Origin of the sequence: Candidatus Jidaibacter acanthamoeba (assembly GCF_000815465.1) — a bacterium.
Lineage (GTDB): Bacteria > Pseudomonadota > Alphaproteobacteria > Rickettsiales > Midichloriaceae > Jidaibacter > Jidaibacter acanthamoebae.
Genome location: NZ_JSWE01000036.1, coordinates 24,365 through 50,775, shown reverse-complemented (window position 1 = coordinate 50,775; position 26,411 = coordinate 24,365). Strand labels below are relative to the sequence as shown.

The 26,411-nt window shown below is 35.7% G+C and carries 29 protein-coding genes and 2 tRNA genes; 18 read left to right on the top strand and 13 right to left on the bottom strand.

The window, feature by feature from the left end:
- Window positions 1–33 precede the first annotated feature (33 nt).
- The 4 genes from NF27_RS00720 to NF27_RS00705 form a co-directional block, all read right to left on the bottom strand.
- Entirely contained in the window at window positions 34–1,170 is a 1,137-nt protein-coding gene (locus NF27_RS00720) for a ribonuclease D (protein WP_039454705.1), read from the bottom strand.
- Window positions 1,170–3,422 carry a DNA translocase FtsK gene (locus tag NF27_RS00715; RefSeq protein WP_053332463.1) on the bottom strand — a complete coding sequence of 751 codons (2,253 nt, stop codon included), beginning with the start codon at window positions 3,420–3,422 and terminating at the stop codon, window positions 1,170–1,172. The genes NF27_RS00720 and NF27_RS00715 overlap by 1 nt, the downstream gene beginning before the upstream one ends.
- A gap of 100 nt (window positions 3,423–3,522) precedes the next feature.
- Entirely contained in the window at window positions 3,523–4,461 is a 939-nt protein-coding gene (locus tag NF27_RS00710; RefSeq protein ID WP_039454704.1) for a bifunctional riboflavin kinase/FAD synthetase, read from the bottom strand.
- Between the two features lie 2 nt (window positions 4,462–4,463).
- On the bottom strand, window positions 4,464–5,189 hold the full coding sequence (locus tag NF27_RS00705) for a uracil-DNA glycosylase (protein ID WP_039454703.1): 726 nt from the start codon (window positions 5,187–5,189) through the stop codon (window positions 4,464–4,466).
- A gap of 93 nt (window positions 5,190–5,282) precedes the next feature.
- Between NF27_RS00705 and rpmH the strand changes: the two genes are divergently transcribed.
- The 6 genes from rpmH (at window position 5,283) to NF27_RS12190 (ending at window position 9,664) form a co-directional block, all read left to right on the top strand.
- The gene (gene rpmH / locus NF27_RS00700) at window positions 5,283–5,423 is read left to right on the top strand and encodes a 50S ribosomal protein L34 (protein WP_038540347.1); all 141 of its coding nucleotides are present in this window, start codon (window positions 5,283–5,285) and stop codon (window positions 5,421–5,423) included.
- A gap of 6 nt (window positions 5,424–5,429) precedes the next feature.
- Window positions 5,430–5,759 (top strand): ribonuclease P protein component, encoded by a 330-nt coding sequence (rnpA, locus tag NF27_RS00695; RefSeq protein WP_084212737.1) that lies wholly within the window; start codon window positions 5,430–5,432, stop codon window positions 5,757–5,759.
- Window positions 5,756–6,040: a membrane protein insertion efficiency factor YidD gene (gene yidD, locus NF27_RS00690; protein WP_053332449.1), complete on the top strand. Its 285-nt coding sequence runs from the start codon at window positions 5,756–5,758 to the stop codon at window positions 6,038–6,040. Before rnpA ends, yidD begins: the two co-directional genes overlap by 4 nt.
- Window positions 6,019–7,701: a membrane protein insertase YidC gene (gene yidC, locus NF27_RS00685; protein ID WP_039454702.1), complete on the top strand. Its 1,683-nt coding sequence runs from the start codon at window positions 6,019–6,021 to the stop codon at window positions 7,699–7,701. Before yidD ends, yidC begins: the two co-directional genes overlap by 22 nt.
- Before the next feature lie 92 nt (window positions 7,702–7,793).
- A complete protein-coding gene (gene mnmA / locus NF27_RS00680; protein WP_039454811.1) occupies window positions 7,794–8,873 on the top strand; it encodes a tRNA 2-thiouridine(34) synthase MnmA in 1,080 nt (359 codons plus the stop codon).
- Window positions 8,874–8,965: 92 nt separating this feature from the next.
- Window positions 8,966–9,664: an HI0074 family nucleotidyltransferase substrate-binding subunit gene (locus NF27_RS12190; protein WP_161791746.1), complete on the top strand. Its 699-nt coding sequence runs from the start codon at window positions 8,966–8,968 to the stop codon at window positions 9,662–9,664.
- A gap of 57 nt (window positions 9,665–9,721) precedes the next feature.
- Here NF27_RS12190 and NF27_RS13110 read toward each other — a convergent pair whose 3' ends face one another.
- Window positions 9,722–9,850: a hypothetical protein gene (locus NF27_RS13110; protein ID WP_275574601.1), complete on the bottom strand. Its 129-nt coding sequence runs from the start codon at window positions 9,848–9,850 to the stop codon at window positions 9,722–9,724.
- A 373-nt stretch (window positions 9,851–10,223) separates the two neighbouring features.
- Between NF27_RS13110 and NF27_RS00670 the strand changes: the two genes are divergently transcribed.
- Together NF27_RS00670 and NF27_RS00665 are read left to right on the top strand one after the other, a co-directional pair.
- On the top strand, window positions 10,224–10,664 hold the full coding sequence (locus tag NF27_RS00670) for a hypothetical protein (protein ID WP_039454700.1): 441 nt from the start codon (window positions 10,224–10,226) through the stop codon (window positions 10,662–10,664).
- The gene (locus NF27_RS00665; protein ID WP_039454698.1) at window positions 10,655–11,125 is read left to right on the top strand and encodes a hypothetical protein; all 471 of its coding nucleotides are present in this window, start codon (window positions 10,655–10,657) and stop codon (window positions 11,123–11,125) included. The genes NF27_RS00670 and NF27_RS00665 overlap by 10 nt, the downstream gene beginning before the upstream one ends.
- A 3-nt stretch (window positions 11,126–11,128) precedes the next feature.
- On the opposite strand, the gene NF27_RS10945 is transcribed toward NF27_RS00665, so the two are convergent.
- The 5 genes from NF27_RS10945 to lpxC all read right to left on the bottom strand — a co-directional run bounded on the left by NF27_RS10945 (window position 11,129) and on the right by lpxC (window position 13,156).
- The gene (locus NF27_RS10945; protein WP_053332448.1) at window positions 11,129–11,755 is read right to left on the bottom strand and encodes a YdcF family protein; all 627 of its coding nucleotides are present in this window, start codon (window positions 11,753–11,755) and stop codon (window positions 11,129–11,131) included.
- Window positions 11,756–11,771: 16 nt separating this feature from the next.
- Window positions 11,772–11,848, bottom strand: a tRNA-Asp gene (locus NF27_RS00655).
- Between the two features lie 57 nt (window positions 11,849–11,905).
- Window positions 11,906–11,981, bottom strand: a tRNA-Val gene (locus NF27_RS00650).
- Window positions 11,982–12,063: 82 nt separating this feature from the next.
- Complete coding sequence (locus NF27_RS00645) at window positions 12,064–12,267, bottom strand: DUF6898 family protein (RefSeq protein WP_039454697.1); 204 nt, start codon at window positions 12,265–12,267, stop codon at window positions 12,064–12,066.
- Between the two features lie 7 nt (window positions 12,268–12,274).
- Window positions 12,275–13,156 carry a UDP-3-O-acyl-N-acetylglucosamine deacetylase gene (gene lpxC / locus NF27_RS00640; RefSeq protein WP_039454695.1) on the bottom strand — a complete coding sequence of 294 codons (882 nt, stop codon included), beginning with the start codon at window positions 13,154–13,156 and terminating at the stop codon, window positions 12,275–12,277.
- A gap of 162 nt (window positions 13,157–13,318) precedes the next feature.
- On the opposite strand from lpxC, the gene def reads away from it, so the two are divergent.
- A complete protein-coding gene (gene def, locus NF27_RS00635; RefSeq protein WP_039454693.1) occupies window positions 13,319–13,912 on the top strand; it encodes a peptide deformylase in 594 nt (197 codons plus the stop codon).
- Here the strand turns inward: def and NF27_RS00630 are convergent.
- From NF27_RS00630 to NF27_RS00620, 3 genes are read right to left on the bottom strand one after another with little or no spacing between them, the layout of a single operon-like run.
- Window positions 13,904–14,770: a prepilin-type N-terminal cleavage/methylation domain-containing protein gene (locus NF27_RS00630; protein ID WP_039454691.1), complete on the bottom strand. Its 867-nt coding sequence runs from the start codon at window positions 14,768–14,770 to the stop codon at window positions 13,904–13,906. The two genes, def and NF27_RS00630, sit on opposite strands and share 9 nt — an antisense overlap.
- Window positions 14,771–14,786: 16 nt before the next feature.
- Window positions 14,787–15,710 carry a prepilin-type N-terminal cleavage/methylation domain-containing protein gene (locus NF27_RS00625; RefSeq protein WP_039454689.1) on the bottom strand — a complete coding sequence of 308 codons (924 nt, stop codon included), beginning with the start codon at window positions 15,708–15,710 and terminating at the stop codon, window positions 14,787–14,789.
- 13 nt (window positions 15,711–15,723) lie between these two features.
- Window positions 15,724–16,674 carry a type II secretion system protein gene (locus NF27_RS00620; RefSeq protein WP_039454687.1) on the bottom strand — a complete coding sequence of 317 codons (951 nt, stop codon included), beginning with the start codon at window positions 16,672–16,674 and terminating at the stop codon, window positions 15,724–15,726.
- A 108-nt stretch (window positions 16,675–16,782) separates the two neighbouring features.
- Here NF27_RS00620 and NF27_RS00615 point away from each other — a divergent pair, with 108 nt between their 5' ends.
- The 9 genes from NF27_RS00615 (at window position 16,783) to NF27_RS00575 (ending at window position 26,411) form a co-directional block, all read left to right on the top strand.
- Window positions 16,783–17,520, top strand: a complete 738-nt coding sequence (locus NF27_RS00615; RefSeq protein ID WP_039454686.1) for a prepilin peptidase — start codon at window positions 16,783–16,785, stop codon at window positions 17,518–17,520.
- A 6-nt stretch (window positions 17,521–17,526) separates the two neighbouring features.
- A complete protein-coding gene (locus tag NF27_RS00610; protein ID WP_053332447.1) occupies window positions 17,527–18,969 on the top strand; it encodes an ATP-binding protein in 1,443 nt (480 codons plus the stop codon).
- On the top strand, window positions 18,962–20,395 hold the full coding sequence (locus tag NF27_RS00605) for a hypothetical protein (RefSeq protein ID WP_039454683.1): 1,434 nt from the start codon (window positions 18,962–18,964) through the stop codon (window positions 20,393–20,395). Before NF27_RS00610 ends, NF27_RS00605 begins: the two co-directional genes overlap by 8 nt.
- 81 nt (window positions 20,396–20,476) lie before the next feature.
- Entirely contained in the window at window positions 20,477–21,409 is a 933-nt protein-coding gene (locus NF27_RS00600) for a ribose-phosphate pyrophosphokinase (RefSeq protein WP_039454682.1), read from the top strand.
- 24 nt (window positions 21,410–21,433) lie between these two features.
- A complete protein-coding gene (locus NF27_RS00595) occupies window positions 21,434–22,039 on the top strand; it encodes a 50S ribosomal protein L25/general stress protein Ctc (RefSeq protein WP_039454680.1) in 606 nt (201 codons plus the stop codon).
- Between the two features lie 18 nt (window positions 22,040–22,057).
- Window positions 22,058–23,368: a methylenetetrahydrofolate--tRNA-(uracil(54)-C(5))-methyltransferase (FADH(2)-oxidizing) TrmFO gene (gene trmFO / locus NF27_RS00590; protein WP_039454678.1), complete on the top strand. Its 1,311-nt coding sequence runs from the start codon at window positions 22,058–22,060 to the stop codon at window positions 23,366–23,368.
- Between the two features lie 60 nt (window positions 23,369–23,428).
- Window positions 23,429–24,442, top strand: a complete 1,014-nt coding sequence (gene holA / locus NF27_RS00585; protein WP_039454676.1) for a DNA polymerase III subunit delta — start codon at window positions 23,429–23,431, stop codon at window positions 24,440–24,442.
- Between the two features lie 124 nt (window positions 24,443–24,566).
- Window positions 24,567–25,934, top strand: coding sequence for a porin (locus NF27_RS00580; RefSeq protein ID WP_039454674.1), 1,368 nt, complete (start codon window positions 24,567–24,569; stop codon window positions 25,932–25,934).
- 186 nt (window positions 25,935–26,120) lie between these two features.
- On the top strand, window positions 26,121–26,411 hold the full coding sequence (locus tag NF27_RS00575; protein WP_038540306.1) for a VirB3 family type IV secretion system protein: 291 nt from the start codon (window positions 26,121–26,123) through the stop codon (window positions 26,409–26,411).

Genomic DNA, 26,411 nt, shown 5'->3' with positions numbered 1-26,411 from the left:
TCAGCTAACCAACTAAGAATATAAGATTGTATATTATCCGGAAATAAAAAAATTTCCATCTTTAAAACCAAGCAATAATTTTCCTTCTTTTAAGTCCTGCATAAAATTGCCTATTGCTGCTCTTCTCCATCCCTGATTGGCTCTTGACTCTTTATCATGAGCAAAAAGAAGAATATCGGTAGTGGTTGCAAGAAGCTGCTCATGAATTCCTAATTTCTTAGAAATAACTTCTACTAAAATTTTAAGCATAAAGAAAAGGTTGTTTTTGTTTAAGAAAATAAACTTTTTATTATTTAAAAAATTTTTAATTATTTCGTTTTTAGACTCATCTAAAGTTTCATCCTGCATGATTTCCAGAATTTCATACAAGTTCTCTTCATCCAGATTCGGATGTAATTTATATTTTAAAAGTTCTTCTATAGTTACAGGTTTTTTATGGCAAAGCTGAATAATTACTTCTTCTTTTATCACGTAATTGCGAGGAACATCCAATGTTTTTGCCTTCTCTTCACGCCAGGAAAGCAGATCATAGCATCTAAGTAAATCACTTTCTTTATTAATAGCGCCGGCAAATTTGTTTAGTATACTCTCAATAGGAGTGATAAACTTACTACCGCATTTAATAAGATTAGATTCTTCTAACGCCCATGCAAACCTATCTAATTTATTTAGCCGCTCTTCAATTTTAAAAAATAGCTCATAAAGCAGATTCGCATCCGTAATTGCGTACTGCAACTGTTCATCGGATAACGGCCTAATAAGCCAATCAGAGAATTGCAGGGCTTTACTGACTTTTATATCTAAAAAGTCGGCAGCTAATAACTCGAAGCTCGGGGAGTCTTTATAACCGAGAAACAATGCGGCAGTTTGCGTATCAAGCAGGTTTTGGGGAATGATGCCGAAGAAGTTATACAGTAATTCCAAATCCTGCCTGGCCGAATGGATTACTTTTAATAGATTAGGAGCTGAAAGCAATCTTTTTAACGGTGAATAATCCAGTCCGCATAACATATCAACGGCAAAAGCACTGTCCTTAGTTGCTATTTGGACTAGTGATAATTTCGGATAATAAGTTTTATCCCGCATAAATTCTGTATCAAAAGCCATTACTTTTTCGCTTAAAGCTTTTTCACAGTATAGTTTTAATATTTTGCTATCTGTAATTAACATTAGTCATTTACCAAAATTTCTCTTTTACCTGTATGATTAGGAGGGCTGAGAATCCCTTCCTTTTCCATTTTTTCAATTAAGCTTGCGGCTTTGTTATATCCGACTTTTAAACACCTTTGCAGGTAACTAGTGGTTGGCCTTCTATCCCTTAGTACTATGGCCACTGCTTGTGAGTAAAGGTCATCAGTATTACCTCCTGCCATGTTAATTATACTGTCCCCTTCTTCATCCTCATCAAGAGTAATTTCTATCTTATATTTAGGGCTTCCCTGGGATTTTAAGTAATCAACTACCATTTCAACTTCCTTGTCACCTACAAATGGGCCGTGAACACGTTCGATCCTTCCGCCGCCCATCATATAAAGCATATCTCCCATACCGAGTAGCTGTTCGGCACCCTGTTCACCCAAAATAGTTCTACTGTCAATCTTGGAAGTTACCTGGAAACTGATACGGGTTGGGAAATTAGCTTTAATTACTCCCGTGATGACATCTACGGATGGTCTTTGTGTCGCCATAATAATATGAATCCCGGCTGCTCTTGCCATTTGAGCAAGTCGTTGAATATACCCTTCGATATCTTTACCTGCCACCAGCATAAGGTCAGCCATTTCATCAACAATAACTACAATATAAGGCAAAGGTTCGGCAGGCATTTCAATTGTTTCGAATGTCGGCTTGCCTGTTTCTTGATCAAACCCGGTTTGTATTTGTTTTTCTAAACGCTGGCCTTTACTTATAGACTCTTCGATAGCCTTATTAAAGCCTTGGATATTTCTTACCCCTAAAATTGACATCGAGCGGTAGCGATTCTCCATTTCTTTAACCACCCATTTCAAAGCAGCTACGGCTTTTTTAGGCTCGGTTACGACAGGAGTTAAAAGATGCGGTATTCCTTCATAAACTGATAATTCCAGCATTTTAGGATCAATCATGATAAACTGACATTCCTTCGGAGAAAGCTTATATAGCAATGAAAGCACCATAGTATTAATAGCGACCGACTTCCCCGACCCCGTAGTTCCTGCAACCAATAAGTGCGGCATCTTAGCTAAATCGGCAATAATAGGGTCGCCGCCGATATTTTTACCTAAGACCAGAGGAAGCTTACCTTCGGTTGCAACATAGGTTTCACTTTCCATTAATTCCCTTAGGTAAACTATCTCTCTATTAGTATTAGGCAATTCAATCCCAAGAGCATTTTTACCAGGTATCACCGAGATTCGTGCAGATATTGCACTCATTGACCTTGAAATATCATCGGCAAGCCCGATTACTCTGGAAGATTTCGTGCCGGCAGACGGCTCAAGTTCATATAATGTTACTACCGGCCCCGGCCGTATACTTAAGATATTCCCATAAACTCCGAAATCCTGGAGAACTTGGGTGAGAAGTTTTGAGTTCTGGTTTAACGCAGCTTCGCTTAACTGATTCTTTTTGGAAGTAATCGTCGGTTCTTTAAGAAGAGCGGTAGGCGGAAGTTGAAAATCACTTGAGCTACCCCGGGGGGTAGAGTGTAATACCTCTTTTTTCGGCTCAAACCTCGGCATCTTATTTTTAATTGTTAATACAGGCTTCGGTTTTTCAATTTCTATATTTGCATCTTGATTTTCTACCGTAGTTTCATTTGTTTCTTTAGCTATTTTTCCTCTAACTAAAATATATAATGAAACCATAGCCCAGGCAAAAAGTTTTGCGCCATAGGTGAACAGCCTGATTATAACAATAATAAATTTTTTAAATTCTTTGTAGTTAATATTTAGAGTAAGCAAACTTACAATTATAATAATAGGGAAAATACTATAAAAAATATGCTTAGGATTAAAATAAACACTAAGCTCTTCTTTGACAAATACTCCGATAAACCCGCCGTAACTGATAAAGTTTTGGCTAGAAATAGGCTTTATAAATGTAAAACAGGCGGCAAGAAACGGAAGTAATAATATTAGAAATGCAATTCTTAGAGTAAGAAAGCTTATCTCCCTCGCAGTTAGTATTTTAAGCCCTAAGGTAGTTAAAAATATTACTATGAAATAAGAAGCAAAGCCTAGAGATTGTAAAATCGGGTCGGCAATAAAGGCACCGTAGTAGCCGGCTAAATTTTTAATCTCATTGTCATTAACTTGATTAAATGAAGGGTCGCCTGCATTAAAACTTATGAAGGATATAAATAAAAATATTGCAAGCACAATGATTAGTGCTCCTAAACATCTTAAAAAAAAGCTATTTAAATTAAATTTAGCTTTACTCACAATCACTCCATTTTGCTGTAGGTTAAATTATTATAGAAATTCTTCGGAATTTGCAATCCGGAACCCGTATAATAATACTTTTTATATTGGTTAAAAAGCATTAAATACATGAGCCGGGTAAGTTTTTTAAAGCATACTTTGCGCCTTGTATGTCAGATGTTATCTGGGTTTTAAGGCCATCAATATGGCTAAATTTTCTTTCAGGCCTAATAAAATGAAGAAATTTTATTTTTAATTGCTTATCATAAATGTTACCATCAAAATCAAAAATATGTACTTCTAAAATCGGTTCAACTTCTGAAAAAGTAGGCCTTAGACCTATGTTAGCTATACCGTATAGCCTCTTGCCTTCAATTTCAACCTTAACCAAATAGACTCCGTATAACGGGTAAAACAATTCCTGCTTTAGGGCGATATTTGCTGTCGGAAACCCGAGCATTCTTGCTCTTTTATTACCTTCTACTACATTTCCCGAGATGGAATATTCCCTTCCCAGTAATTTATTAACAATACCGAATGCACCGAGCTTCATAAGCGTTTTAATATTTGAGGAAGAAACATCATGATAATTATAACTTATTTTACCGATCTGCTGATAAGAAAAATTATAATGTTCAGCACTTTCGGATAGAAGATTAGCATCACCCCGGCGATTTTTACCGAATAGAAAATTATATCCGGTTATGACATGTTTTACCTGCAAAGTCTGAACCAATATTTTACTGATAAATTCATTAGCCGGTATATTTGCAAAATCAGGAGTAAAATTAATTAAGTAAACTATATCTACCCCTAAGCGCTCAAACAACTCTAGCTTTTGTTCGACTGTAATTAAACTTTCATGCTTGGCGGAAGGGTTCATAACCTCGCGTGGATGGGGAGTGAAAGTTATTACCGCAGATTGGATATTATGATTTTTAGCGTAATTAATGCAAGTTTTAATAATTTCCTGATGTGCGATGTGTACGCCGTCAAAATTTCCCAATGCTACAGCTAAATTTTTATAACTTTGGTTTTTTAAATCTTTGATAACTATCATATTCAGCTTAAAAACTCTTTTTTAATTTTAAGAATATCCATCCACATTTCTTTTTTCTTTAGAGCTTGTCTTAATAAATAAGCTGGGTGAAAAATTACAGCGGTTTTAATAGGTTTACTTAAATACGGATTTGAGTAATCGAAGTATTTGCCCCGCAGCGAAGCCATTGATACCTTCAAATCAAGTAAAGACTCAACTGCGGTATTGCCGACAAGTATAATAAGTTTTGGTGCAACTAGAGCCACATGCTTTTCAACGAAAGGGCGGCAGATTTTAATTTCTTCCGTTGTAGGGCGCCGATTTCCCGGAGGACGCCAAAAAACTGTATTACTGATATATACCTCTTCTCGCTTCAACCCGATTGCAAGTAATATATTGTTTAATAATTTGCCGCTTAATCCGCAAAACGGTATTCCCTGCTCATCTTCATTAGCACCCGGTGCTTCTCCAATCAACATAATTTTAGATTTAGGGTCGCCGTCTTTAAAAACAGTATTTGTAGCGCCTTTCTTTATAGCACACCCGTCAAAAGCTTTGACTGCTTGCTCTAACATCTCTAAATCATTACACGTATCGGCAATTTCTCTTGAAGCATTATACTCAGGTGCTTTCACTTTTAATTCAATTTTTTCTTCGCGTTTTTTGAGCCTATTAATAGGTTTTTCAGAAAGAAAACTATCCACACCCATTTCCACATACCATTTTAATAAATTTTTTGCATCGTTCATAGGCTTTAAAAGTTGTAACTATTGACTTTTTAAACGATAGGAGTTATAAGAACACCTACATTTTTAATCGTATTTAACCTCAAGGAAAAGAAAATGGCAACTAAAAGAACGTATCAGCCGAGTAATTTAGTGAAAAAACGCAGAGGCGGATTTAGAGCCAGAATGGCGACCGTAGGCGGCAGAAAAGTAATAAACGCTAGAAGAGCGAAGGGTAGACACGTTTTAAGCGCGTAATTAGCTTTGAACTTAGAAAGAATTGTAAAAACGAAAGATTATTCCAGAATCTCAAAAAACTCAAGGAAGCTTCACTCTCGAAGCTTTTTGATTTTGTACAACTTGCTTATGGAAGATGATTTATTAAAAGTCGGTTTTACAGTAAGCAAAAGGGTTGGTAACGCAGTAAAACGCAACTACTGCAAAAGACTAATCAGGGTGATTACCAAAGAAATTATTAAAGAAAATAAATTTAAGCCTGCAGAAATAATTATAATCGCAAGGCCTAATTTAATTAAAGAAAAGTATATAAATCTTAAAAACGAATTTGTTAAAGGGTTAGAAAATTTAAGATGATTAAGTGCATTTTATCTTTCATATCTCAAATTTTAAAATCTTTTATATTTATATTTATTAAGTTTTACCGATATGTTATTTCTCCGATGCTTCCTCCTACCTGCAGATTCCAGCCCACTTGCTCCGAATATGCGATGCTTGCAATAAATGAGCATGGTATGGTAAAAGGAATAACTTATGGTTTAATTAGAATTTTAAAATGCAACCCGCTTTTTAGTGCAGGTTTTGACCCGGTACCACAAAACAAAGGAAAACAAAAATGTCAGATCAACAAAGATTAACTATAGCTGTTATACTTTCGGTTTTAATTGTATTTACTTGGCAATATTTTTTTGCTCCACCTCCTCCACCCCCTTCCGCATTTGAACAAAAAAGCGGCACAGCTGAAATTATCCCTGATTTAGAAGAAGCTAATTTATCCCAAGAAGAAATAGTAAAAGAAGGATTTAAAAATAACACCAGGGTATTAATTAATAACCAAGCAGTAAAAGGTTCGATTAATTTGGTGGGTGCAAGGATTGATGATTTAACTCTTCTGCAATATAAAGTCCATCCGGACGCAAATGATGCTAATGTTGTTTTATTTTCGCCGTCTAAAACCAGGGAAGTATATTTTGCAGAATTTGGTTGGATTAGTAATGAAGAAAATCTGGAGCTTCCGAATAAAGAGACTTTATGGAAGGCAAATAAAGCCTCGCTAAAGCAAAATGACAACATTAGTTTATCTTGGACTAATTCCCAAAATATTGAGTTTATAATTACCATTTCTTTAGATGAAAATTTTATGTTTGATATTAAACAGGAAATTAAAAATCAATCCGATAAGCCTATAAAAATCCAACCTTATTCTTTAATAAGCCGTAGTCATATTGAAAGCAAAGATAAAAATATGATTATTCATGAAGGAGCGATAGGAGTTTTCAATAATTCATTAAAAGAAATTAGCTTTGAAGACTTAAGCAGTGAGAAAAAACTTAAATATGAAAATAACATAAACTGGTTAGGTTTTTCTGATAAATATTGGCTTGCGGCAATTATCCCCCAACAAGATCAGGTTAGGAGAGGTAGTTTTATAGCGTTTAAAGATGGGGATTTGGAAAGATTTCAAGCTGACATAATTCAAAATACGCTTGAAGTAAAAAGTAATTCAAGTGCCGTACAAAACGTGAAACTTTTTGCAGGAGCTAAAAAGCTGGATTTATTGGATAAATACCAAGCGCAATATAATATCACCCTTTTTGACCGTGCAGTAGATTTCGGTATCTTATATTTTATTACTAAACCGATTTTCATTCTCCTAAGTTATTTTTATAAAATGATCGGTAACTTCGGGTTGGCTATTCTTCTTTTAACGGTAGTAATAAAGCTAATGTTATTCCCGCTTGCGTATAAAGGTTTTAGAGGAATGAATAAGCTAAAAGATTTACAACCTCAAATGCAAGCATTAAAGCAAAAGCACCAAGATGATACTATGATGTTCCAAAAATCCATAATGGAACTTTATAAAAAGGAAAAGGTTAACCCGCTTGCTGGATGTTTGCCGATTGTGTTGCAAATGCCGATATTCTTTGCCTTATATAAAGTGCTTTATGTAACCATTGAAATGCGTCATGCTCACTTTTTCGGCTGGATAAAGGATTTATCGGGAGCAGATACTACCAATATATTTAACTTATTCGGTTTAATCCCATGGGATCCGCCCGCTTTCCTGCATATCGGGATTCTCCCTATTCTGATGGCGGCAACCATGTATATTCAGCAGCGTTTAAGCCCTGAGCCTTCAGATCCGATGCAAGCTAAGGTAATGAAAATGCTGCCGTGGATATTTATGTTTATGTTCTCTACCTTCCCATCCGGGCTTATTATTTACTGGGCATGGAGTAACATACTTTCAATTATTCAACAGTTAATGATTAAAAAGCTGGATACTAAGAAAGTCTAAAGCATCCGAGTAAAGTTTAGCTTTTATAATAGATTGTTTTATGGTTTTCAGCTATAATTGCATCAAATTTCAAAGTAATGCATTTAACTTTTATGCTAAGCAAAAAACAAAAGATAGTTGTAGCTATGTCCGGTGGTGTTGATAGTTCTACGGTTGCAGCTCTGCTTGCAAGTGAAGGGCATGAAGTGATCGGTATTACCCTGCAACTGTATGATCATGGAGTCGCACTTGAAAAGAAAGGTGCTTGTTGCGCAGGGCAGGATATCTATGATGCTCAAATGGCTGCTGAGAAAATCGGTATTCCGCATTATGTGCTAAACTATGAAAGTATCTTTAAAGAAGCGGTTATGGAAGATTTTGCCGATAGTTATTTGAAAGGGGAAACTCCTATACCATGTGTGAAATGCAATCAAAGCGTAAAATTCAGAGATTTATTTAAAGTTGCCGAAGATTTAGGCGCTGATGCGCTTGCTACAGGGCATTACGTGCAGAGGGTGGAAGTGAACGGCAAAGCAGAGCTTCATAAGGGCATGGATCCGGCTAAAGACCAAAGTTACTTTTTATTTGCGACCACTCAAAAACAACTTGATTTTTTAAGGTTTCCGCTTGGCGGGAGACTTAAAAATGAAACCAGAGAGCTTGCAAGGAAATTCGGATTGGAAATCGCCGATAAGCCGGATAGCCAAGATATCTGCTTTGTGCCAAACGGTTCTTATGCTTCAATTATTGAAAAATTACGACCTGGAGCGCTGGATAACGGTAAAGTTGTTTATAAAGACGGAACGGTTTTAGGCGACCATAACGGTATTATTAATTTCACCATAGGCCAAAGGCGCGGTATAGGAATTGCACATAGTACTCCGCTCTATGTAATTGCAATTGATCCGAAAACCAACCAAGTAGTAGTCGGCGAAAAAGAGGATTTAGCAAATTCCATAGTCTATATTAAAGATCTTAATTGGCTTGGCGAAGAAATTCCAAGTGAAGGCATGGAATGTATAGTAAAATTACGTTCAATGCATAAAGGCGCCAGGGCTAGGGTTAAAATTTCAGGTAATAACCAAGCCATAGCTAAGCTCGAAGAAGCTTATGAAGGTATTACTCCCGGGCAGGCATGTGTAATTTATAATGATACTCGCGTGCTCGGCGGTGGGTGGATTACTAAAAGTTAATATAGCTTTTTAGTATTACAATATTTATTTTGTATTATACCGTATTTTAAAAGCTTACTAAGTAATTATAATTAAACACAAGCAATACTTATATGAACCTGACTAAATATAATTTCTTTCAAAATTTAATTCGACTCCCCTATGTCGAATATATATTGCTTTACGGTTCCAGGGCACGTGAAGATAATAATGAGAGATCAGATATGGATTTAGCTGTTTATTGCCCCGGCGCAAGTGAGGATGATTGGCTGGAGGTAGTCAATTTAATTGAGGATGCTGATACTCTGCTTAAAATCGATTGTATAAGATTGGATTCTATGGATGAAAACAATCCTTTGAGAAGAGCTATTTTAAAAGACGGAAAATATTTATACAAAAGGCAAGTAAGTATGGATTTAAAAATAGAAGAGAGTTCAAAAAAACTCAGTAAGGCATTAAACAGATTGGAAAGTGTTTTACAAAAACCTATTATCGGTTCGGATGATACTAATATAGATGCAACTATACAAAGATTTGAATTCAGTATTGAACTTTTTTGGAAATTTCTAATGCGCATAATCGAAAATTTAGGTAAGGAGGTAAACTTCCCTAAAGAAGTTTTAAGAGAGGCATATGCGGCAAAAATGATTGAAGATGAAAAGTTGTGGCTTAAAATGTTGGAGGATCGTAATAAAACTTCGCATACATATGATGAAGAGCTGGCTTATAAAATTTATTGTAATATAAAAGTATACCACCCTGTAATGCAACGCACATATAATATATTATGTGAAAAATTACGGAATCAGTAATTAATATATATATAAAGCTTTTATTTTTTTAACCTGCATACAGGAATAATAGCGAGACTATTTTAAATGCGGATTTATCAGCCCCATAGTTTTTAAGCTTAAAAAGGTACCGAGATCTTCTTCTATCCTGCCATACTCGGCATCATAAATTTCAGGAATTAAATATTTTTCAAGGCTATTCTTCATATATAAAAATTATTTTGTTATTTAATTATATTGTATAAGTATAGTAAGTTAAGTTGAATACCGTATATATAAGGGAGCATAGTTGAACTATAAAAAATTCAACTAAGTTTACGTATAAATGACTATGTCATTTATACGAGCACGCGCCATAAATGGCGGCTAGGCGCGTGCTTCTTACTGTCTTTAATATTTTCTAATATCATTTTTACCATTTGTTATTTTATTTCTTAAGCTTCCTATAATTTTTCCTAAGTAGCATATTAAACTTAACTTAGTATAATAGGAAAGGCATGTTATGCTATTTTTAACTTAATTAACTCTTTATTAATTTTTTTCAAATATTATAGATAAATAATGATTAAAAAGGGGGGATATGAAAGAAGAAATAAGGCTTCCAAGAAGCACACAGATAGAAATAGGCAAATCTGCTAATAATTTTAATGATAGAATTAAAATTATTATAAAGAAATATGCTGAAAATTTTGAGCGGGAAATACAAAAAAATTGGGATTCCGAGAGGCGTTACTTAATAGGTCATCTCCACAAAGATGCTCTTAAAGCGGAAGTAAGAAAAGAAATTGCCCAAGTTATTTCCGATTATTTGGAAGATTTAGGAACTAATTTTAAAGTTTCTTATAAAGGATCGGGAATAAAATTTAGTTTAAATTCAAAAGGTGAGAGAGAGCTTACTACTGAGTTGTGGGATAAAATAACTGAAAAACCGGATATCTCAATTAAGGATACTGGTGAACTAGAGGATAAAGGGAATGAGGTAATAAAGACGCTTAAAGAAATTGAAAAAAATTGGTCTTAACAGAAAGAAAGCTCGGAAAAGATATAGATGATTGTTTAAACCAATTGGAAAAAGATTTACAAACCGAAAGCTCAAAAACTTTAGATAAAACAAAATACTGCGGTAAAATAACTGCATGTGTAGCCGGAACTTTAACTGCACTGGCTACGGTGACTATGCTGACAGCTACTATTCTAGTACCTTTGTTAGTGCCTTTCTCTATTCCGGTTGCCGTCGGGCTACTTGCTGCCAGTGCGGTTACGGCATTAGGAGCAGGTGTCACTTTAGGAGCAGGCATAGTAGCCGCCGGGGCTTATTCTCCTGATATTGACAAAATTACTGTAGGTAATATAGCTACCAGTGCAGTAGATAAAGGTAGCATAAATAAACATATAGGAGAGTTAGAATTGCTTTCAGGTAAGTTAAGTAGTGCTGCAAGTATATTAGAATCCGAGCTAATAAAATCACCGGGGAGAGGGTAAGTTTTAAGGTAAATATTTATACAAAAGCTCATAATATTTATCACTTAGTAAATCAAAATAGTAGATAGCGTAGCATGCTAAGTACTTATTATATTCCAGCATAGTTCTTTTTAAAAACCTAAGCTTAACGGCTAGCGAGCTGTTGTTATCAAGTGGGGTGAATATCGGATAGTAATTTATTCTAATTTCAGGCATCATATCTTTAAAAATTTTAAAGCTACGAGGTAGATGATAATTAGAAGTTACTAAACATAAACTTTTATAGCCTTGCAACTTCATAAAAATTTCCGCTTCGACTGCATTGCTAAAAGTGTTTTCCGCAAGGTTACCAAGCACTATATACTCTCTGGGAACTTTATATTTATCAGCCAGATTGAAAAAATCATTTTTAATAACCCCTTTCCCTATCCCTGAAATCAAAATTTTTTTAGCGCCGCTACTATTAAAGAGTTTAATTGCTTCTTCAATCCTATTTTTTCCTCCGGTAAGCACTACAACAGCATCTACTTGATTATCACTGCAATTTTCTTGAGGGGAATAAAATATAAAAAAGATAAAGCCTATAAACCAAATGCAAACTAGTAGTAAAAAAACTAAAATTAATAATTTAAAGCGGGTTTGAAAGGTCATAAACTTAAGTATTTAGTGGCGGGGATGACGAGACTCGAACTCGCGACCTCCGGCGTGACAGGCCGGCGCTCTAACCAACTGAGCTACATCCCCCTTTATATCAGGCCTAGGGTAACCTAATAGTTTTAAAAAGCAAAGTTTTTTAAACTTTGGTGGGCGGTGACAGGGTCGAACTGCCGACCTCCTCGGTGTAAACGAGATGCTCTACCAGCTGAGCTAACCGCCCTTTTAAACAGGTCTTGTGAGCTCAAATAAATAATAGGTTTTAATTAAAAAGGCAAGAAAAATATTATAAAAAAGTATAGATTCTACGATTGCCCGCTTACAGGGGTAATCAATTTCTTATTTAGTTGGTACTTTAGCTTCTGTATAGCCAGATCGGTTATAAATTCTTTTGAGGTTGAAACTGAGCCGAAAACGCAAACTTCAGTTTTAGTTTTAGGATCTATAGCACTAACTTTTAAAAGATTTTTAATTTTATAATATTCAATAATAAACGGCTCTTGTTGCACTGCTTTTTTATGCTGCGTAAAATTGTTTCCTTTCTTCTATAAAAACATATGCATCTTTATTTGCAAACAATTTTCTCAGTAATTTATTATTTAAAGCATGGCCGGCTTTAAAAGCTTTTACATGCCCTTTAATGCGTGCACCGGCAAGGTATAAATCTCCGATGCAATCGAGAACTTTATGCCGGACAAATTCATCACCATAACGGAGTCCTTCTTTATTAAGAATACCGTCATCGGTTATACCGATTGAATTGCTTAAATTCACCCCTTTACCTAACCCAATCTTATTTAATGCTGCTAAATCTTTCATAAATCCGAAAGTTCTGGCTTTGCTTATATCTTCTTTAAAAGAAGTTTGATTTTCTTTAAATATAAAAGATTGCACCCCGATCGCTTTACTTGCAAACTGAATTGTATAGTCGATTATGAAATCTTCACTCGGAAGAATTTCAATTTTTTTATCATCTACCATAAGTTCTATAGGCTTAAGTATTTTAAGTATCTTTCTAAAGGCATTCTGTTTTTTTATTCCGCATTCCATAATCAGATTGGTAAAAGCTAAAGAGCTGCCGTCCATTACGGGAACTTCTGCACTATCTACCTCTACTATTACATTATCAATACCGCACCCCCATAATGCGGACATTAAATGTTCCACTGTTGAAACTGAGGCGCCGTAAGGATTGCCGATTACAGTACATAAGGTCGTATCTATAACATTATCAAAATTTGCTGCAATTATATTATTTTCTTTAAGGTCGATTCTTTTAAAAACTATACCGTGATTTTCTTTGGCAGGAAGCAATTTTAAATATGATTCTTTACCGCTATGTACGCCTATACCTTGTATTTCTATAGGTTTTGAAATTGTATGTTGAAAATCCGACATAATTTCCGAGTAAGATTACTTATAATAATAATTATATTAAAAGCAACTTAGATTGACAAATTACATATTGTTGCAAAATTTTACAATTGGAAAGAGTTGCCAAATAAACCATTAGTCTATAAAATTCTGAAAATATTAAACTTATAAAAATTAATAATTATAATGGATACAATAACTCAAGCTAAACCTTATAACTTGGTACTGGTGCCTGATGTAAGGTTAAATCAAAAATCCGTCGATGTTTTAGAAATAAATGATGAGATAAAAGAGTGTATGGATAGGTTGCTCGCAACAATTCATGCCAACCAAGGAATAGGAATTTCCGCAGTACAAGTCGGAATCATGAAAAGAATCGTTGTAATCGATATTGACGGAGTACATAAAAAGCTTGAACAGGATCACATACCTGGAATGCATGGAGGTAAACCTCTATATATGGTTAATCCTGAATTAATAGAAAAATCCACCGAATTGGAAACTATGGATGAAGGATGTATGTCGGTGCCTAATGTATATGTAAACGTTACGCGTTCGGCAGAAATTAAGGTCAAGTACTTAGATTATGAAGGTAAAGAGCAGACATTAAAAGTTGAAAAAGGTTTACTGTCTGCATGTATTCAACATGAAATTGACCATACTAATGGCGTTATAATTCTTGATTATCTCTCTCCGCTTAAGCGGCAAATGCAGATGAAGAAAGTAGAAAAATATAAGAAATTATTACAAAGAACGGAAGAGAAGGAAAATTTATCTTAAATCAATCCCCCATGTATTAGTGCATGCCAGGTTATATTCTTTATTGCAGTCGTATACCAATAAGTTTCTGGCCTTAAACCTTACTATGTCATCAAATTGGTTTAACGTGTATGTTGAAGCGGATTTTTGATATCCTGAGAGTACAAATCCGTAATTTCCATCAAAATTTTCTATTTCATTAATAGAGGCAGAATTTGGATTTTTGATAGCCGAGCTAGACACACTATTACTATATGCACCAAACCCGTTAGCTCCTGCGCTGACTAAGGTATATGCTGCATCAATAATTGTCACTACGGATGGAGTTGAAATATATCTGAATGTATAAATTATATTACTTTTTTTTCCTCTAAAGCATATGTAAAAGGGACTGGAATCACTATTTTGTGCATTATTAGCAGTTACACAAGAAGAGTTAGTAATTTGGTTATTAACCAAAGATCTAATGGTGGTGTAAAGTATTTTATTATTCCATCCGTCAAGCATAAAATCATTAGATAAACCAAGAGTCTTAAATGGCACGGCACCACCGTATGCTACTTCATAAGTTCCTGAAGTCTTCGTTAGAAGATTAGCAGCAGAGCAGCTCTGAGGGCCGGCTCCCGATGAGGTGATTTGCTCAAAACCGTACAGTGAGTTTGAGGAAGGGATAACGTTATCGGCAGGGCAGGGAAGCCTACCGTTTAAGGATAAAAATTGGGTTAAAGCGTTTTCTATAATATCTAACCTTGCTAAGGTTGTGTCATATTTATATTTTTCAATTTGGCTTAAACTTAGTGCAGCTCCACCGCTAATTAAAATACTTACTATTATCAGTACAATTGAAAGCTCAACTAAAGTAAATCCTTTTTGTTTCATATTATAAACCGATTATTTAACCTATGATTATTCCTTCATTAAGCGTACATGCATTGTTTCCGTATTTATTACAATCCAGAAGAATGTTATTTCTATTTTTAAATAACAATATATCATCAAAAATCGGGGTGGATATTTCTTTTTGCACATAATTTTGTGTTAAGCATGCACCTGAATTGCAATTAAGATTAAGTAATTCATGAGGATTAGAACTTGGAGGATTCGGGTTCCTATCAGCATTTGAGCCATTCACTCCGCCATTATCCAAATCAACGTCCGCATTTTTCAAAAATGCACCATACCCATTCTCACCATGGCTGATTAAAATATATACGGGAGCATAATTTGCGTAATAACCTTCACCAAGAACTTGGATGCTGGTGCTACTGTTTCCGCTCGCTTGTCCTCTATAACAAAAATAAATATTATTTGAAACATTTGCCGCACTTCCTCCGCTGGTGCAGGATGTATTAGTTTTAGAACTATTGACAAATGGTTTCGTTACTATATAGCCGATTCGGTTCCCCCACCCGTCAAACATTACTTCATCAGGCAACCCTAGGGTTGTTACGGGAGCGGCGCCGTAATATTGAGTATTGCCGCCTACGCTGCCAGTAAAAATATTAGTAGTAGTTGAATTACAGGATTGTGCAGTGCCTACTGCCCCGGCAGTCACCTGTTCTCTGCCGAAAGTAGAATTTAAAATTTTTTGAGCAGGACTAGCCGGGCATGGAAGTCTTCCGTTTAAAGCCACAAATACAGTTAATGCATTTTCTATCAATTTTATGTTTTTAAGAGTAGTATCATATTTTTCTTTATATGCTTGGATAGAAGATAAAGACATACCTCCTGCAATTAATGCAGCTAAAATCAAGAGAACCAGCGAAAGCTCAATTAGAGAAAAACCTTTTATTTTATCAACTTTAACTTTTAAGCTCATTTGTTAAAAATAATTATTTTATATATATACCATGTTTAATAGTACAAGCATTATTGAAATAAGCATTGCACTCCCTGACCATCAGGTTACGGTCTTTATAAACCACTATATCATCAAAATCACTTGAGGGAGAGCGGCTAACAAATTGCGGACTGTAGAATGTTTTACTGCATGAATTAGTGGTTGGGTTGCACCCTAAGTTAAGTTGCTCATCATCATTTGCAGCTGGTGGCATGGGATTACGGTTGACGTTCGATCCCTCGGTACCACTTCCTGAGTTGCGATCAGAATTTCTTAAGTAAGCCCCATAGCCATTAGGGCCATAACTTATTATAACGTAAACAGCATCATTGCTTATAACACTGCCGCCGGCTCTGTTAAGTATTTGTATATCCGGAGTAGAGGGATTTGCTGATCCTGAAGCTTGCCCTTTAAAACAAAAATAAGCAGCATTGCTATGGTTGTCTTGTGCAAAATCACCTGCTGTATTTATGCATGCAGAGCTACTGGTTTGGCTATTAATAAACGTTTTTTGTACCACATAACCAAACCTATTGCCCCAACCGTCAATCATGTACTCACTAGGGATTCCTATGCTATTAGTCGGTATTGTCCCATAGTATAATGTATCTCCACCTAAGTTCATGCTACCTAAATCATTTCCGGAATTCGGGTTACATATCAACGGATCTGCAAAATTCATATTTACAACTCCATATAATGTTGAGCCAATGACTTCCGATGGATTAGCGGGACATGGGAGGTTACCATTTTGTGCTAAATTTAAAAGTATAGTATCTTCTATAACTTTTATTCTTCTTAGGGTCTCGGTTCGTGCGGTATTGTCTAAATTAAATTGCTTATAAGAAAGGTAGCCAACCGCTATTATACCTGTGATTACCATAGTAATTGATAATTCAAGTAAAGTAAAACCTCGAATGCTGAATTTCTTTTTTGTTGGCATAATTTATTTTTTTTATTTAAGCTTAAGTATGATCAGTATTATATCTATATAATGATATATATATATTAATGTTATGTAAACAAGAATAATTTAGGGGTTGAGTTATAAATGTTTTTTTTGATAACCGCATTAGGGTTAATCTTTGGTAGCTTTGCAGGCGCCGCAAGCTATAGGTTGGTAACACAAGAGAGCTTGCTTACTAGATCAAAATGCCCGAAATGTAACCATGCGTTGAAAGCTTTTGAGCTTATCCCGGTATTTTCCTATGCATTTCAAAAAGGTAAGTGTAGGCACTGTGCTCAGCCTATCTCATTAAGATATCCACTGATAGAATTGTTAACTGCTTTTTCTTTTTCTATAGTTGGATACAATGTTGAAGGTCATATTAATCAAGTTTTGTTATGCCTTACGACCGCAGCTTTAATGGTGATGATTATTACCGATTTTGAATATTATATAATACCTGATATAATTCAATTTATAATCGCAATTTTAGGTATTTTTTATGCCTTTTTTAACAATTACCCTCTCATAGAGCTTTTATTTACTCCTTTATTCTGCTATATTATCGGAATTATATTACAAAAAGGCTTTAAGCTTTTTATGAAAAAAGATGGGTTAGGCACGGGTGATGTAAAATTTTTTGCCGTTGTCGGAATTTTTTTAAAAATTGAGATGCTTGCTGGATTTTTTCTTATAAGTGGTATAATAGGTATATTTACTGCGCTGATTTGGAGGTTATTAAGCAAAGGTGAAGAGTTCCCGTTTGGCCCTGCGTTGGCTGTTTCTCTTTATTTATGCTTGGTTTTTCCAAAGATAGTTGATATTGCAAACTTTATGATTTGAAAAAACGTGAGCCACTTTATAAAGAAAATTACTACCGGAGGAAATAAATTTAGCGGCATATTCCTTGCGGCACTAAAGGTAGCGTTAGCCATTGCGCTTTTCCCAATTGCGCTAATAACATTTCATTATGTTACTTCAGAAGAAAGCTGGGTTTACTACATTGTTATTTGTTTAATTATAATTTGCTCTGCAATGTATATTATTTTCCCCTTCATGTCTGATTATTCTAAGCTTGCAGGTTATGTAAAGCATTTGAGTTTCGACCGAATTGTTAAGCCTCCGAAACTGGAGTCTTCTATTGCGGTTATAGAGCTATCCGAGTCTCTTGATTTATTAAAGAAATCTTGGGAGAAGAAGCAAAGAGAAGTACTGGAAAAAATTGCTGAGATAAAGTTATTATTCAGCTCTATCCCGGAGGTCATGTTTATTATAAATGAAAGCTTAATTATTTCTAAAGTGAACAATGCGGCTGAGCAGGTGTTCGGAAGTAATTTAATCGGAATGAGTTTAAGAGAGATAACTGATAATAAAATTCTGCTTGGTGCGGTAAGATGGGTGCTGCATGACCAAGTAAGCAAGAGAGTGGAGCTTTATTTAGGGGCGCCGATCGAAAGAGATTACCAGGTATTAATCGAGGTATATGATTCTAAAGAAAACGGCGAGAAAAACTTGATCATTATGATGCATGACGTATCGGAGCTAAAGCGCACTGAAAAAATGCTTGCGGATTTTATTGCTAATGCAAGCCATGAAGTTAGAACTCCGCTTACCGGAATAATAGGTATCATTGAAACCTTGGATATTGACGGATGGGATGATAAAGAAGCGAGGAAGCTTTTTATCCCTATGATAAGAGAACAGGCTTATTGCATGAAGAATCTGATCGATGATCTACTCTCTCTTTCAAGTATTGAAAGGAGGCTTAACACACCTCCTACGGAGATAGTAGATATTGCTCAGATAGTGGATTTGGTAGTTAAGCAACTGGAATGGGAGGCTATGCAATCCAAAATAGCGGTGATAAGAAATATAGATGAACATCTTCCTAGTGTTTTAGGAGATTTTAATGAATTATCTCAAGTAGTATTTAATCTTTTAGCTAATGCTCTTAAATACGGCGGTCATAATAAAGAAATTAAAATTGATATTGGAGTAACTGACGTAGTTCCAAGAAACGGAATTTTTACTCAGGATAATAGTAAAGCTATATTCATCTCAATAGCAGACCAGGGTAACGGTATAGCCAGCGAACACCTGCCCAGGTTGACTGAAAGGTTTTATAGAATAGAGCCGTCAAGATCTAAGAAGTTAGGCGGCACCGGTCTCGGCCTTGCTATAGTTAAGCAAATTCTTTTGCGGCATAGAGGATTTTTAAACATCGAAAGCACTGTTGGTAAGGGTAGCATATTTACTGTATATTTACCTATTTTAAGTGATAGATATGAATAGAGGATTTTCTAGTTTTTTACTAAGAGATGATCTTCTTATTGCCTTACTTTTTTTTATTACTTATATGCTGTTTGCTCCCTTCCTGTTTACTGACCCGGATGTCGCGTGGCATATAAAGGCGGGGGATTTAATTATGAGAAATGCCTCTATTCCCAGGTATGACAATTGGAGTTTTGCTGGTTCTTCCCAAAAATGGTATAATGTTTCATGGGCATGGGATTCATGTATTAGCCTGGTTCATGCAAGATTAGGTTTAAATAAGCTCTATACGCTAAATTGCTTAATTTATGCTTTGCTAATAGTTTTTATTTATCATTCGTTGAAGTTATGGGTTAAAGAAGCTAACGAAACCCGGCTGGTTGTTGCCGGCTTGTCAGGTATTATAATATGGGACTTCGTATTCCTAAGGCCTCAGATCATTGCATGCTATCTTCTTCTCGCGCTTAATACTTTACTTAAATTGTATAAAGATAGATTAAAGCAGAAATTCCTTGTATATGTTCCGTTACTTTTAGCGTTGTGGGCTAATATTCACGGAAGTTTTATATTGGGGTTGGGTATAATTTTTGTTCATCTGCTTGATGCCTTATATTTAAAACAATATAATAGGGGAAAGCATCTTGCTATAACCTTAATTGCTTCAATTATTGCGGTCGCCTTAAACCCTTACGGTATTAATATTTATTATGCGGTTTTAAGAACTTTGAACAGTGAAGTTTCCAAACATATTGCCGAATGGGGGCAGTTTAATTTTGGGGCAATGTATGGTACGAGTTTAGTCGTATCTTTATATATACTTATGGATTTATTACCCCGGCCTAAGTCGGAAGTTAGAGCTGTTGATAAAGTAGTTGCTTTCGGTTCCATTTTCGCTTCACTGCTTTCTATCAGATATTTTGCTATATTAGCAGTTTTAGCTGCTCCCTATATGGCATGCAGAATCAAAGATTATATTGAACAGGAAAAAGTAAAAAAAATTACTGTTTTGGAAAAATTCCGCAAGGTTGTTATAAGCTTAGCAATTTTATTCGCAATTTATATTATGATATTTCAAGATAAAGCGGTAATTAGAAATCAAGTATCTATCCCTCTGGAAGAGATAGAGTACATAAAACAAAATTATCCGAATTATAAAATATTTAATAATTATAATATAGGGGGTTATATTATTTATTATGGAGAAGAAAAGCTTAAACATTTTATTGACGGCAGGGCGGGCACTGTATTTAGTGAAGAAGTGATAACAGATTATCTGAAATTTAAAAGTTTGACTCCTGGTTGGCAGGAAATTTTTAATAAATACTCCATAGATGGGGCGCTTATCTCACATAGTGAGCTTAAATATTTAGAAATTTATAACTTTTTTGGAAATTGGAAAGAAGTATATAGCGGTAAATATGGGAAAATTTTTATTAAAATCAGATAACTTATATGCTTGCTTAGCTATAATCCTTGCCAGGGTTTATACCTTTGATATTATATAAAAAACTGGTGATAAATTAATTCTATGAAATTAATAACGGGAAATAGTAATTTAGCACTGGCAAAATCCATTGCTGAAATTCTAAATACCGATTTAATCCCGGCAAGCGTCCGATATTTTGAAGATCATGAAATATTCGTCGAGCTTGAAGAGAGTATAAGGGGTGAAGATGTTTATATTATACAATCTACCTCGTACCCGGCGAATGATCATATCATGGAACTTATAATAATTATTGATGCATTGAGGCGGTCTTCGGCTAGGCGAATAACTGCGGTTATACCGTATTACGGTTATTCAAGACAAGATCGAATGACTTCAGGAAGAACGGCGATATCTGCAAAAGTTGTAGCTGAAATGATCTCAAAAATAGGTGCCGATCGGGTGCTTACTCTGGATCTTCACTCCGTTCAAATTCAGGGTTTTTTTGATATACCGCTTGATAATATGTTTATAGCACCTGTGTTTATTAAAGATATTAGGGAGCGATACGATGTTAAACAACTGGCAATTGTATCTCCGGATGTGGGCGGGGTAGTTAGGGCAAGAGTTATAGCTAAAAGGTTAGAGGTGCCGTTGGCAATAATCGATAAAAGACGAGAAAGTGCAGGAGTTTCCGAAGTTATGAACATAATAGGGGATGTTGATAAAAAAGATTGCATTATAATTGATGATATAGTAGATTCTGCGGGTACTTTATGTAATGCTGCAAAGGCACTGGTTAAAAGTGGCGCAAATAGCGTTGCAGCGTATGTAACCCACGGGGTATTATCTTCGTCAGCTGTTGAGAGAATAGATGGATCAGTGTTATCAACTTTGGTTATCACCGACAGTATATATGACAAAGAAAAATTAAGTAGATGCAAAAAAATAAAGGTTGTATCTATTGCTCCGTTGATGGCAGAGGCAATAAAAAGAATTGCTAATGAAAAATCCGTCTCGGGTTTGTTTATTTAATTTTTGAAAAGAGGATTGAGGTATATGGCCGAATCAATTAAAATGAAAGCTGAACTGAAAGAGAAAAATGGAAAAGGTACAACAAGGGCTTTAAGAAGAGAAGGAAGAATCCCGGCTATTATTTACGGCGGTAGCCATAAGGAAGTGATGATATCGCTTGCTCAAAATGAATTCATCAAAGAATATAATAAAGGGAATATCCAAGCAAAGTTATTCGAAATTGAATTAGCGAATGAAACGATTACCGCTATTCCTAAAATCGTTCAGGTTCACCCTGTAACTGACTTCCCGCTTCATGCTGATTTTCAGGAAGTAAGCAAAGATACCACTGTTAAAGTTTCCGTGCATGTTAAAGTAATTAACGAAGAGAAATCTCCTGGCGTTAAAAGGGGTGGTGTTCTTAACGTTGCAACCAGATCTTTCCTTGTTTATTGTCACCCGACCAATATTCCTGAACACATTGTAGTTGATGTTATTAATTTGGAAATCGGTAAAAATATCCATATAAATGATTTAGAATTACCACAAGGAGTAGTTCCACTTGATCAGAGCAATTTCGTTGTTGTTTCAGTTTCCGGACGTTCCGAGTCTACCGAAGAAACGTCTGCTGCCGAAGCTCCAACTGCTTAAATATTATAGAGTTATTTTATGAAACCTGTGCATATAATAGGTGCAGGGCTAGCGGGTAGTGAAGCAGCTTGGCAATTATCCAAATTCGGTATTCCGGTTGTTTTGCATGAGATGCGTGGGGTAAAACCCACTCCTGCTCACTCGACTGATAAGTTCGCAGAGCTTGTGTGCTCAAATTCTTTTAGATCTGATGATATTAATAATGCGGTCGGTTTATTGCATGAAGAAATGCGTAAACTGGATTCACTCATTATGAAATGTGCGGATCAGTGTAAAGTTCCTGCCGGGTCAGCGCTTGCGGTAGATAGAGAAGCATTTGCTGAAATGGTACAAGCAACGCTTTTAAGTAGAAGTAATATTGAAGTTAGAAGAGAAGAAGTTACTGAAATCCCGAATGACCAAGTTGTTATAATCGCAAGCGGCCCGCTTACCAGTGATAAATTATCCGAACAAATTAAAAATATCACTGAAGGTGAAGGATACCTATATTTTTTTGATGCTATAGCACCGATTGTTTATAAGGAGAGCATTGATTTTTCTAAAGCCTGGTTTCAATCGAGATATGATAAAGGTGACGGGAAAGATTATATAAATTGCCCTCTTTCAAGAGAGCAATATTATAGTTTTATAGAAGATTTAAGAGAGGGAGAAAAAACAGAATTTAAAGGATGGGAGAAAGATACTCCTTACTTTAACGGGTGTTTGCCGATTGAAGTAATGGCGGAGCGCGGCAAGGAGACGCTTAGGTTCGGGCCTATGAAGCCGGTGGGTTTGACCGATCCGAATAGTATTGAAAAGCCTTATGCCGTGGTGCAATTAAGGCAAGATAATAAGCTTGGTACGCTCTATAATATTGTCGGTTTCCAAACTAAGTTAAAGTGGGGTGCGCAAAAAGAGGTATTTAAAAAGATACCGGGATTGGAAAATGCAGAATTTGCCAGGCTCGGCGGGTTGCATCGCAATACATTTATCAATAGCCCAAAATTATTGGATACGAAGCTTAGGCTTAAAACTAACCATAAAATCAGATTTGCCGGCCAAATTACCGGAGTAGAAGGTTACCTTGAAAGTGCGGCAATCGGTCTTGCAGTCGGGTTGTTTACCTATTTTGAATTAAACAATCTTGATGTCCCTGAAATTCCTAGAGATACTGCTTTAGGCGCATTAATAGGCCATATAACGCAAGATGCCGAAAGTGAAACATTCCAACCCATGAACGTTAATTTCGGTCTTTTTCCACCGCTCACCGAGAGGGTAGCTGATCGTAAAGCGGAGTATTCTAAAAGAGCTATAAACAGCTTAACTGAATGGATTAAAATTTTATCATAAAAAATTTTGCATTTCTATTGAGAGGAAGTATTATCGCTTTTATGGTAAATTAAGGTCACTATGAAACTAATCTCCTCCAATATCCAAAGCATGTTCGGTAATAAGGCCTTGCCTCAGCTAATATTAATTTATGGTCCTGAAGAGGCGGAAGTTAATGTTTCCAAGCAAAAAATAATTCGATTCTTACAAAAATCCGAAGCTGAGGAAATTGAAGTTATAAATATACCATATGCTGCGGTAAGAGAAAACCCGATAGCTTTAAGGGATGAAATGGCTTCACTGTCATTGCTTAATAATAAGCGGGTAATAGTTGTAACCGATGCGGCAACAACTATAAGCAAAGATTTAATTGAAGTAATAAAGCGCAGTAAAGGCAGCTCAACGGTCATTTTTATCGCCGGTGACCTAAGCAAAAGCTCATCTATGCGTAAATTTTTTGAAGAAGAAATAAATATACTTGCGATTGCTTGCTATAAGCCTGATCAAATGAGGCTGAAAAAAATGGTTAGAGAATACCTAGATAAAGAAGGATTCAAATATCAAAATGAAATAGTTGATACTATAGTTGAAATCCTTCCGGCCAATGAGCATATTATAAGGAATGAACTTAATAAGCTTAGTATTTATTTAGGGCAGCAGAAACAAATAGCATATGAAGATATTATTAATGCAATCGGAGCAAATGCCGAAATTTCTTTGGATGATCTATGTGCGGCTTTAGTTGCGGGGAATGTGAATCAAGTACAAAAATATCTTAACAGCTTACAAAGCGCAGATGTAAATTTTATGTTGATCATTAGAGTGCTTGCTAATTTTCTAGTTAAAGTAATTAAACTAAAAGGCTTGATTGAGGGAGGAAAAAATTTAGAGCAGGCTATCTTTTCTTTAAAACCGCCGGTCTTTTTTAAGCAAAAAGATAACTTAATAACGGCAGCTAAAAAATTAAGCTTAGATAAAGCTCTCTCGATGTTTAAAACAATGGTTGATATAGAGCTGAAATGCAAAAAAGGGCTGGCTCAACCTGAAGTAATCCTAAATCAGGAATTGAGCTTAAATATCAGGCAAAATACCTAGCAAACAAGCTTTAGACAATAAAACCACGTTTAGTTTATTTGTATATTATGCACATATAAAAAACTTGTGGTTTAACGTATCTATGCTAGTTGTTTAAGTGCAAAAATGACAAAAGGTGATCATAATGTACAAAAAAATTACTTTATCGGCAATCTTATCAGTAATAGCTGCAGCTGCTAATGCAGCGGAACCGCCGACCGTTAAACTGGGCGGCAGATTTGATACTATGGTTGGGCATGTTAGGCAAACAGGTGAATATAGAGATGTGATAGATAATAATACTTTTCAAAATAAAGGCAAAGGGAACAGATCGGCAATAGTAAATGATACCAAGATAGATATTAATATTGACGGAGTTACGGATTCCGAGCTTAAATACGGCGGTTTAATCAGGCTTAATGCTGATACAAGTAAATCAACCGCTAATCAAAGCGGAATTGCCGAAAAAACCATGGCATATATTCAGCATGACAGTATAGGAAGACTTGAAGGCGGTAACTATTACGGAGCCGGCGGGGTATTTGAAATGGATACCACTGCGGCACTTGCTAAAGCGGCTTACGGGGTTGACGGGTTTTGGTCAAAATGGGCTAGTGAAACTGCCTATATTGATTTATCAGGAGTCTCACCTTTTTTACCTTTCGGCTTAACTAAAATGGATAATTTAAGCGGATATAAATTTATCGTAAGCCCTAACCTTCCGTCAAATTATTCTGCGCAATACTATGCTTCCGCTCCTAAGCTTACCGCTTATACTATGCCGCATCCAACTTTAACGATAGGGGTTAGTTTTATTCCCGATATGGATAGCACCGGAAGTGTGGCAACCAGAGCTTCAAGAGACGACGGACCGGTTGATACCGACAGAAAGCCTATAGGAATAGCAGGTAACAGACCAACCTTTAAAAATATAATCAGCGGCGGTGTTCAGTTTAAGCACAACTTCAATCAGGAATGGAACATTAAAGCAGGCTTAGTCGGAGAGATCGGTAAAGCTAAAAAATTTGTAGGCACGGATCTGCTCAGAGACCTTAAAGCCTATGAAGCAGGCCTTGCAATCGGGTATCAGGATTTTGTAATCGGCGGAACCTACGGTAGTTGGATGAAAACCGGAACCTATAAAACTAAACTCGAAGGTACAAAGCAAGGGAGCCAGTACTGGACTTTAGGGGCAGCTTACCAATATGGAAATTTAGGCTATAGTTTAAATTTTATGAAAAGTAAGAAAGCAGGCGGTTTGGAATCAATCGGAACTGATGTTCAAAGAAGATTTGTTGAAAAATCATTTCCAGGCGCTGCAATTTCACCAAATAAGTCCTTCTCAGATACTACATATAATAAATTCACTAATATTTCTTTAGGTGTGGAATATAAAGTAGCTCCGGGGTTCATGCCGTATGCTGAAGCTTCGCGTTTTCATTTTAAAGATGCTAATGCACCGAAAAGTAATCAAGGTGTGGTTTATTTAATAGGTACCAGGCTTACTTTCTAAGTTATAAAAAAAATTAAAATTGGGGGTTACATGGTTTAAAGCATCATGTAACCCTTATTTTTTTATATACAAGACTCATATATTGTTATTATTCAAGCTCATATGTGAATTTTATATTGTACATTTTTATACAAGCGTATTATCTTTAGATTAATATATAGTTCATAAGTTTGGGAGGGAAAAGATATGGCAGGAGGTTTAAACGCTGATCCTCTATTTGTCGGGCTTACCAGGCCGCCGATGCTTTTCGGTGTAAGCTACGGGTTTGCTGTCCTCAATGGAATAGGTTCGATGATAGCTTATATTTCCACCAGTGATTTTAAATATTTTGCTATGATGTTCCCGATTCATGCAATCGGATATTATATATGTTCTAAAGAACCATTGTTTATCGAGCTGTTTAGAGTAAAAGCAGAGAAATGCTCTCGCTGTAAAAACAAGCTTTATCATGGTGCTAACTCTTATGATCAATATTAA

What these genes read in the sequence shown, in the direction of transcription:
- NF27_RS00605 (WP_039454683.1), top strand. Translation starts at nt 18,962, where the DNA reads ATGAATAGAGGATTTTCTAGTTTTTTACTAAGAGATGATCTTCTTATT.
- NF27_RS00705 (WP_039454703.1), bottom strand. Translation starts at nt 5,189, where the DNA reads ATGAACGATGCAAAAAATTTATTAAAATGGTATGTGGAAATGGGTGTG.
- lpxC (WP_039454695.1), bottom strand. Translation starts at nt 13,156, where the DNA reads ATGTCGGATTTTCAACATACAATTTCAAAACCTATAGAAATACAAGGT.
- yidD (WP_053332449.1), top strand. Translation starts at nt 5,756, where the DNA reads ATGATTAAGTGCATTTTATCTTTCATATCTCAAATTTTAAAATCTTTT.
- NF27_RS00580 (WP_039454674.1), top strand. Translation starts at nt 24,567, where the DNA reads ATGTACAAAAAAATTACTTTATCGGCAATCTTATCAGTAATAGCTGCA.
- NF27_RS13110 (WP_275574601.1), bottom strand. Translation starts at nt 9,850, where the DNA reads ATGAAGAATAGCCTTGAAAAATATTTAATTCCTGAAATTTATGATGCC.
- NF27_RS00670 (WP_039454700.1), top strand. Translation starts at nt 10,224, where the DNA reads ATGAAAGAAGAAATAAGGCTTCCAAGAAGCACACAGATAGAAATAGGC.
- NF27_RS00595 (WP_039454680.1), top strand. Translation starts at nt 21,434, where the DNA reads ATGGCCGAATCAATTAAAATGAAAGCTGAACTGAAAGAGAAAAATGGA.
- holA (WP_039454676.1), top strand. Translation starts at nt 23,429, where the DNA reads ATGAAACTAATCTCCTCCAATATCCAAAGCATGTTCGGTAATAAGGCC.
- NF27_RS00620 (WP_039454687.1), bottom strand. Translation starts at nt 16,674, where the DNA reads ATGCCAACAAAAAAGAAATTCAGCATTCGAGGTTTTACTTTACTTGAA.
- NF27_RS00630 (WP_039454691.1), bottom strand. Translation starts at nt 14,770, where the DNA reads ATGAAACAAAAAGGATTTACTTTAGTTGAGCTTTCAATTGTACTGATA.
- NF27_RS00720 (WP_039454705.1), bottom strand. Translation starts at nt 1,170, where the DNA reads ATGTTAATTACAGATAGCAAAATATTAAAACTATACTGTGAAAAAGCT.
- yidC (WP_039454702.1), top strand. Translation starts at nt 6,019, where the DNA reads ATGTCAGATCAACAAAGATTAACTATAGCTGTTATACTTTCGGTTTTA.
- NF27_RS00615 (WP_039454686.1), top strand. Translation starts at nt 16,783, where the DNA reads ATGTTTTTTTTGATAACCGCATTAGGGTTAATCTTTGGTAGCTTTGCA.
- mnmA (WP_039454811.1), top strand. Translation starts at nt 7,794, where the DNA reads ATGCTAAGCAAAAAACAAAAGATAGTTGTAGCTATGTCCGGTGGTGTT.
- rpmH (WP_038540347.1), top strand. Translation starts at nt 5,283, where the DNA reads ATGGCAACTAAAAGAACGTATCAGCCGAGTAATTTAGTGAAAAAACGC.
- NF27_RS10945 (WP_053332448.1), bottom strand. Translation starts at nt 11,755, where the DNA reads ATGACCTTTCAAACCCGCTTTAAATTATTAATTTTAGTTTTTTTACTA.
- NF27_RS00600 (WP_039454682.1), top strand. Translation starts at nt 20,477, where the DNA reads ATGAAATTAATAACGGGAAATAGTAATTTAGCACTGGCAAAATCCATT.
- NF27_RS00625 (WP_039454689.1), bottom strand. Translation starts at nt 15,710, where the DNA reads ATGAGCTTAAAAGTTAAAGTTGATAAAATAAAAGGTTTTTCTCTAATT.
- NF27_RS00710 (WP_039454704.1), bottom strand. Translation starts at nt 4,461, where the DNA reads ATGATAGTTATCAAAGATTTAAAAAACCAAAGTTATAAAAATTTAGCT.
- def (WP_039454693.1), top strand. Translation starts at nt 13,319, where the DNA reads ATGGATACAATAACTCAAGCTAAACCTTATAACTTGGTACTGGTGCCT.
- NF27_RS12190 (WP_161791746.1), top strand. Translation starts at nt 8,966, where the DNA reads ATGAACCTGACTAAATATAATTTCTTTCAAAATTTAATTCGACTCCCC.
- NF27_RS00575 (WP_038540306.1), top strand. Translation starts at nt 26,121, where the DNA reads ATGGCAGGAGGTTTAAACGCTGATCCTCTATTTGTCGGGCTTACCAGG.
- trmFO (WP_039454678.1), top strand. Translation starts at nt 22,058, where the DNA reads ATGAAACCTGTGCATATAATAGGTGCAGGGCTAGCGGGTAGTGAAGCA.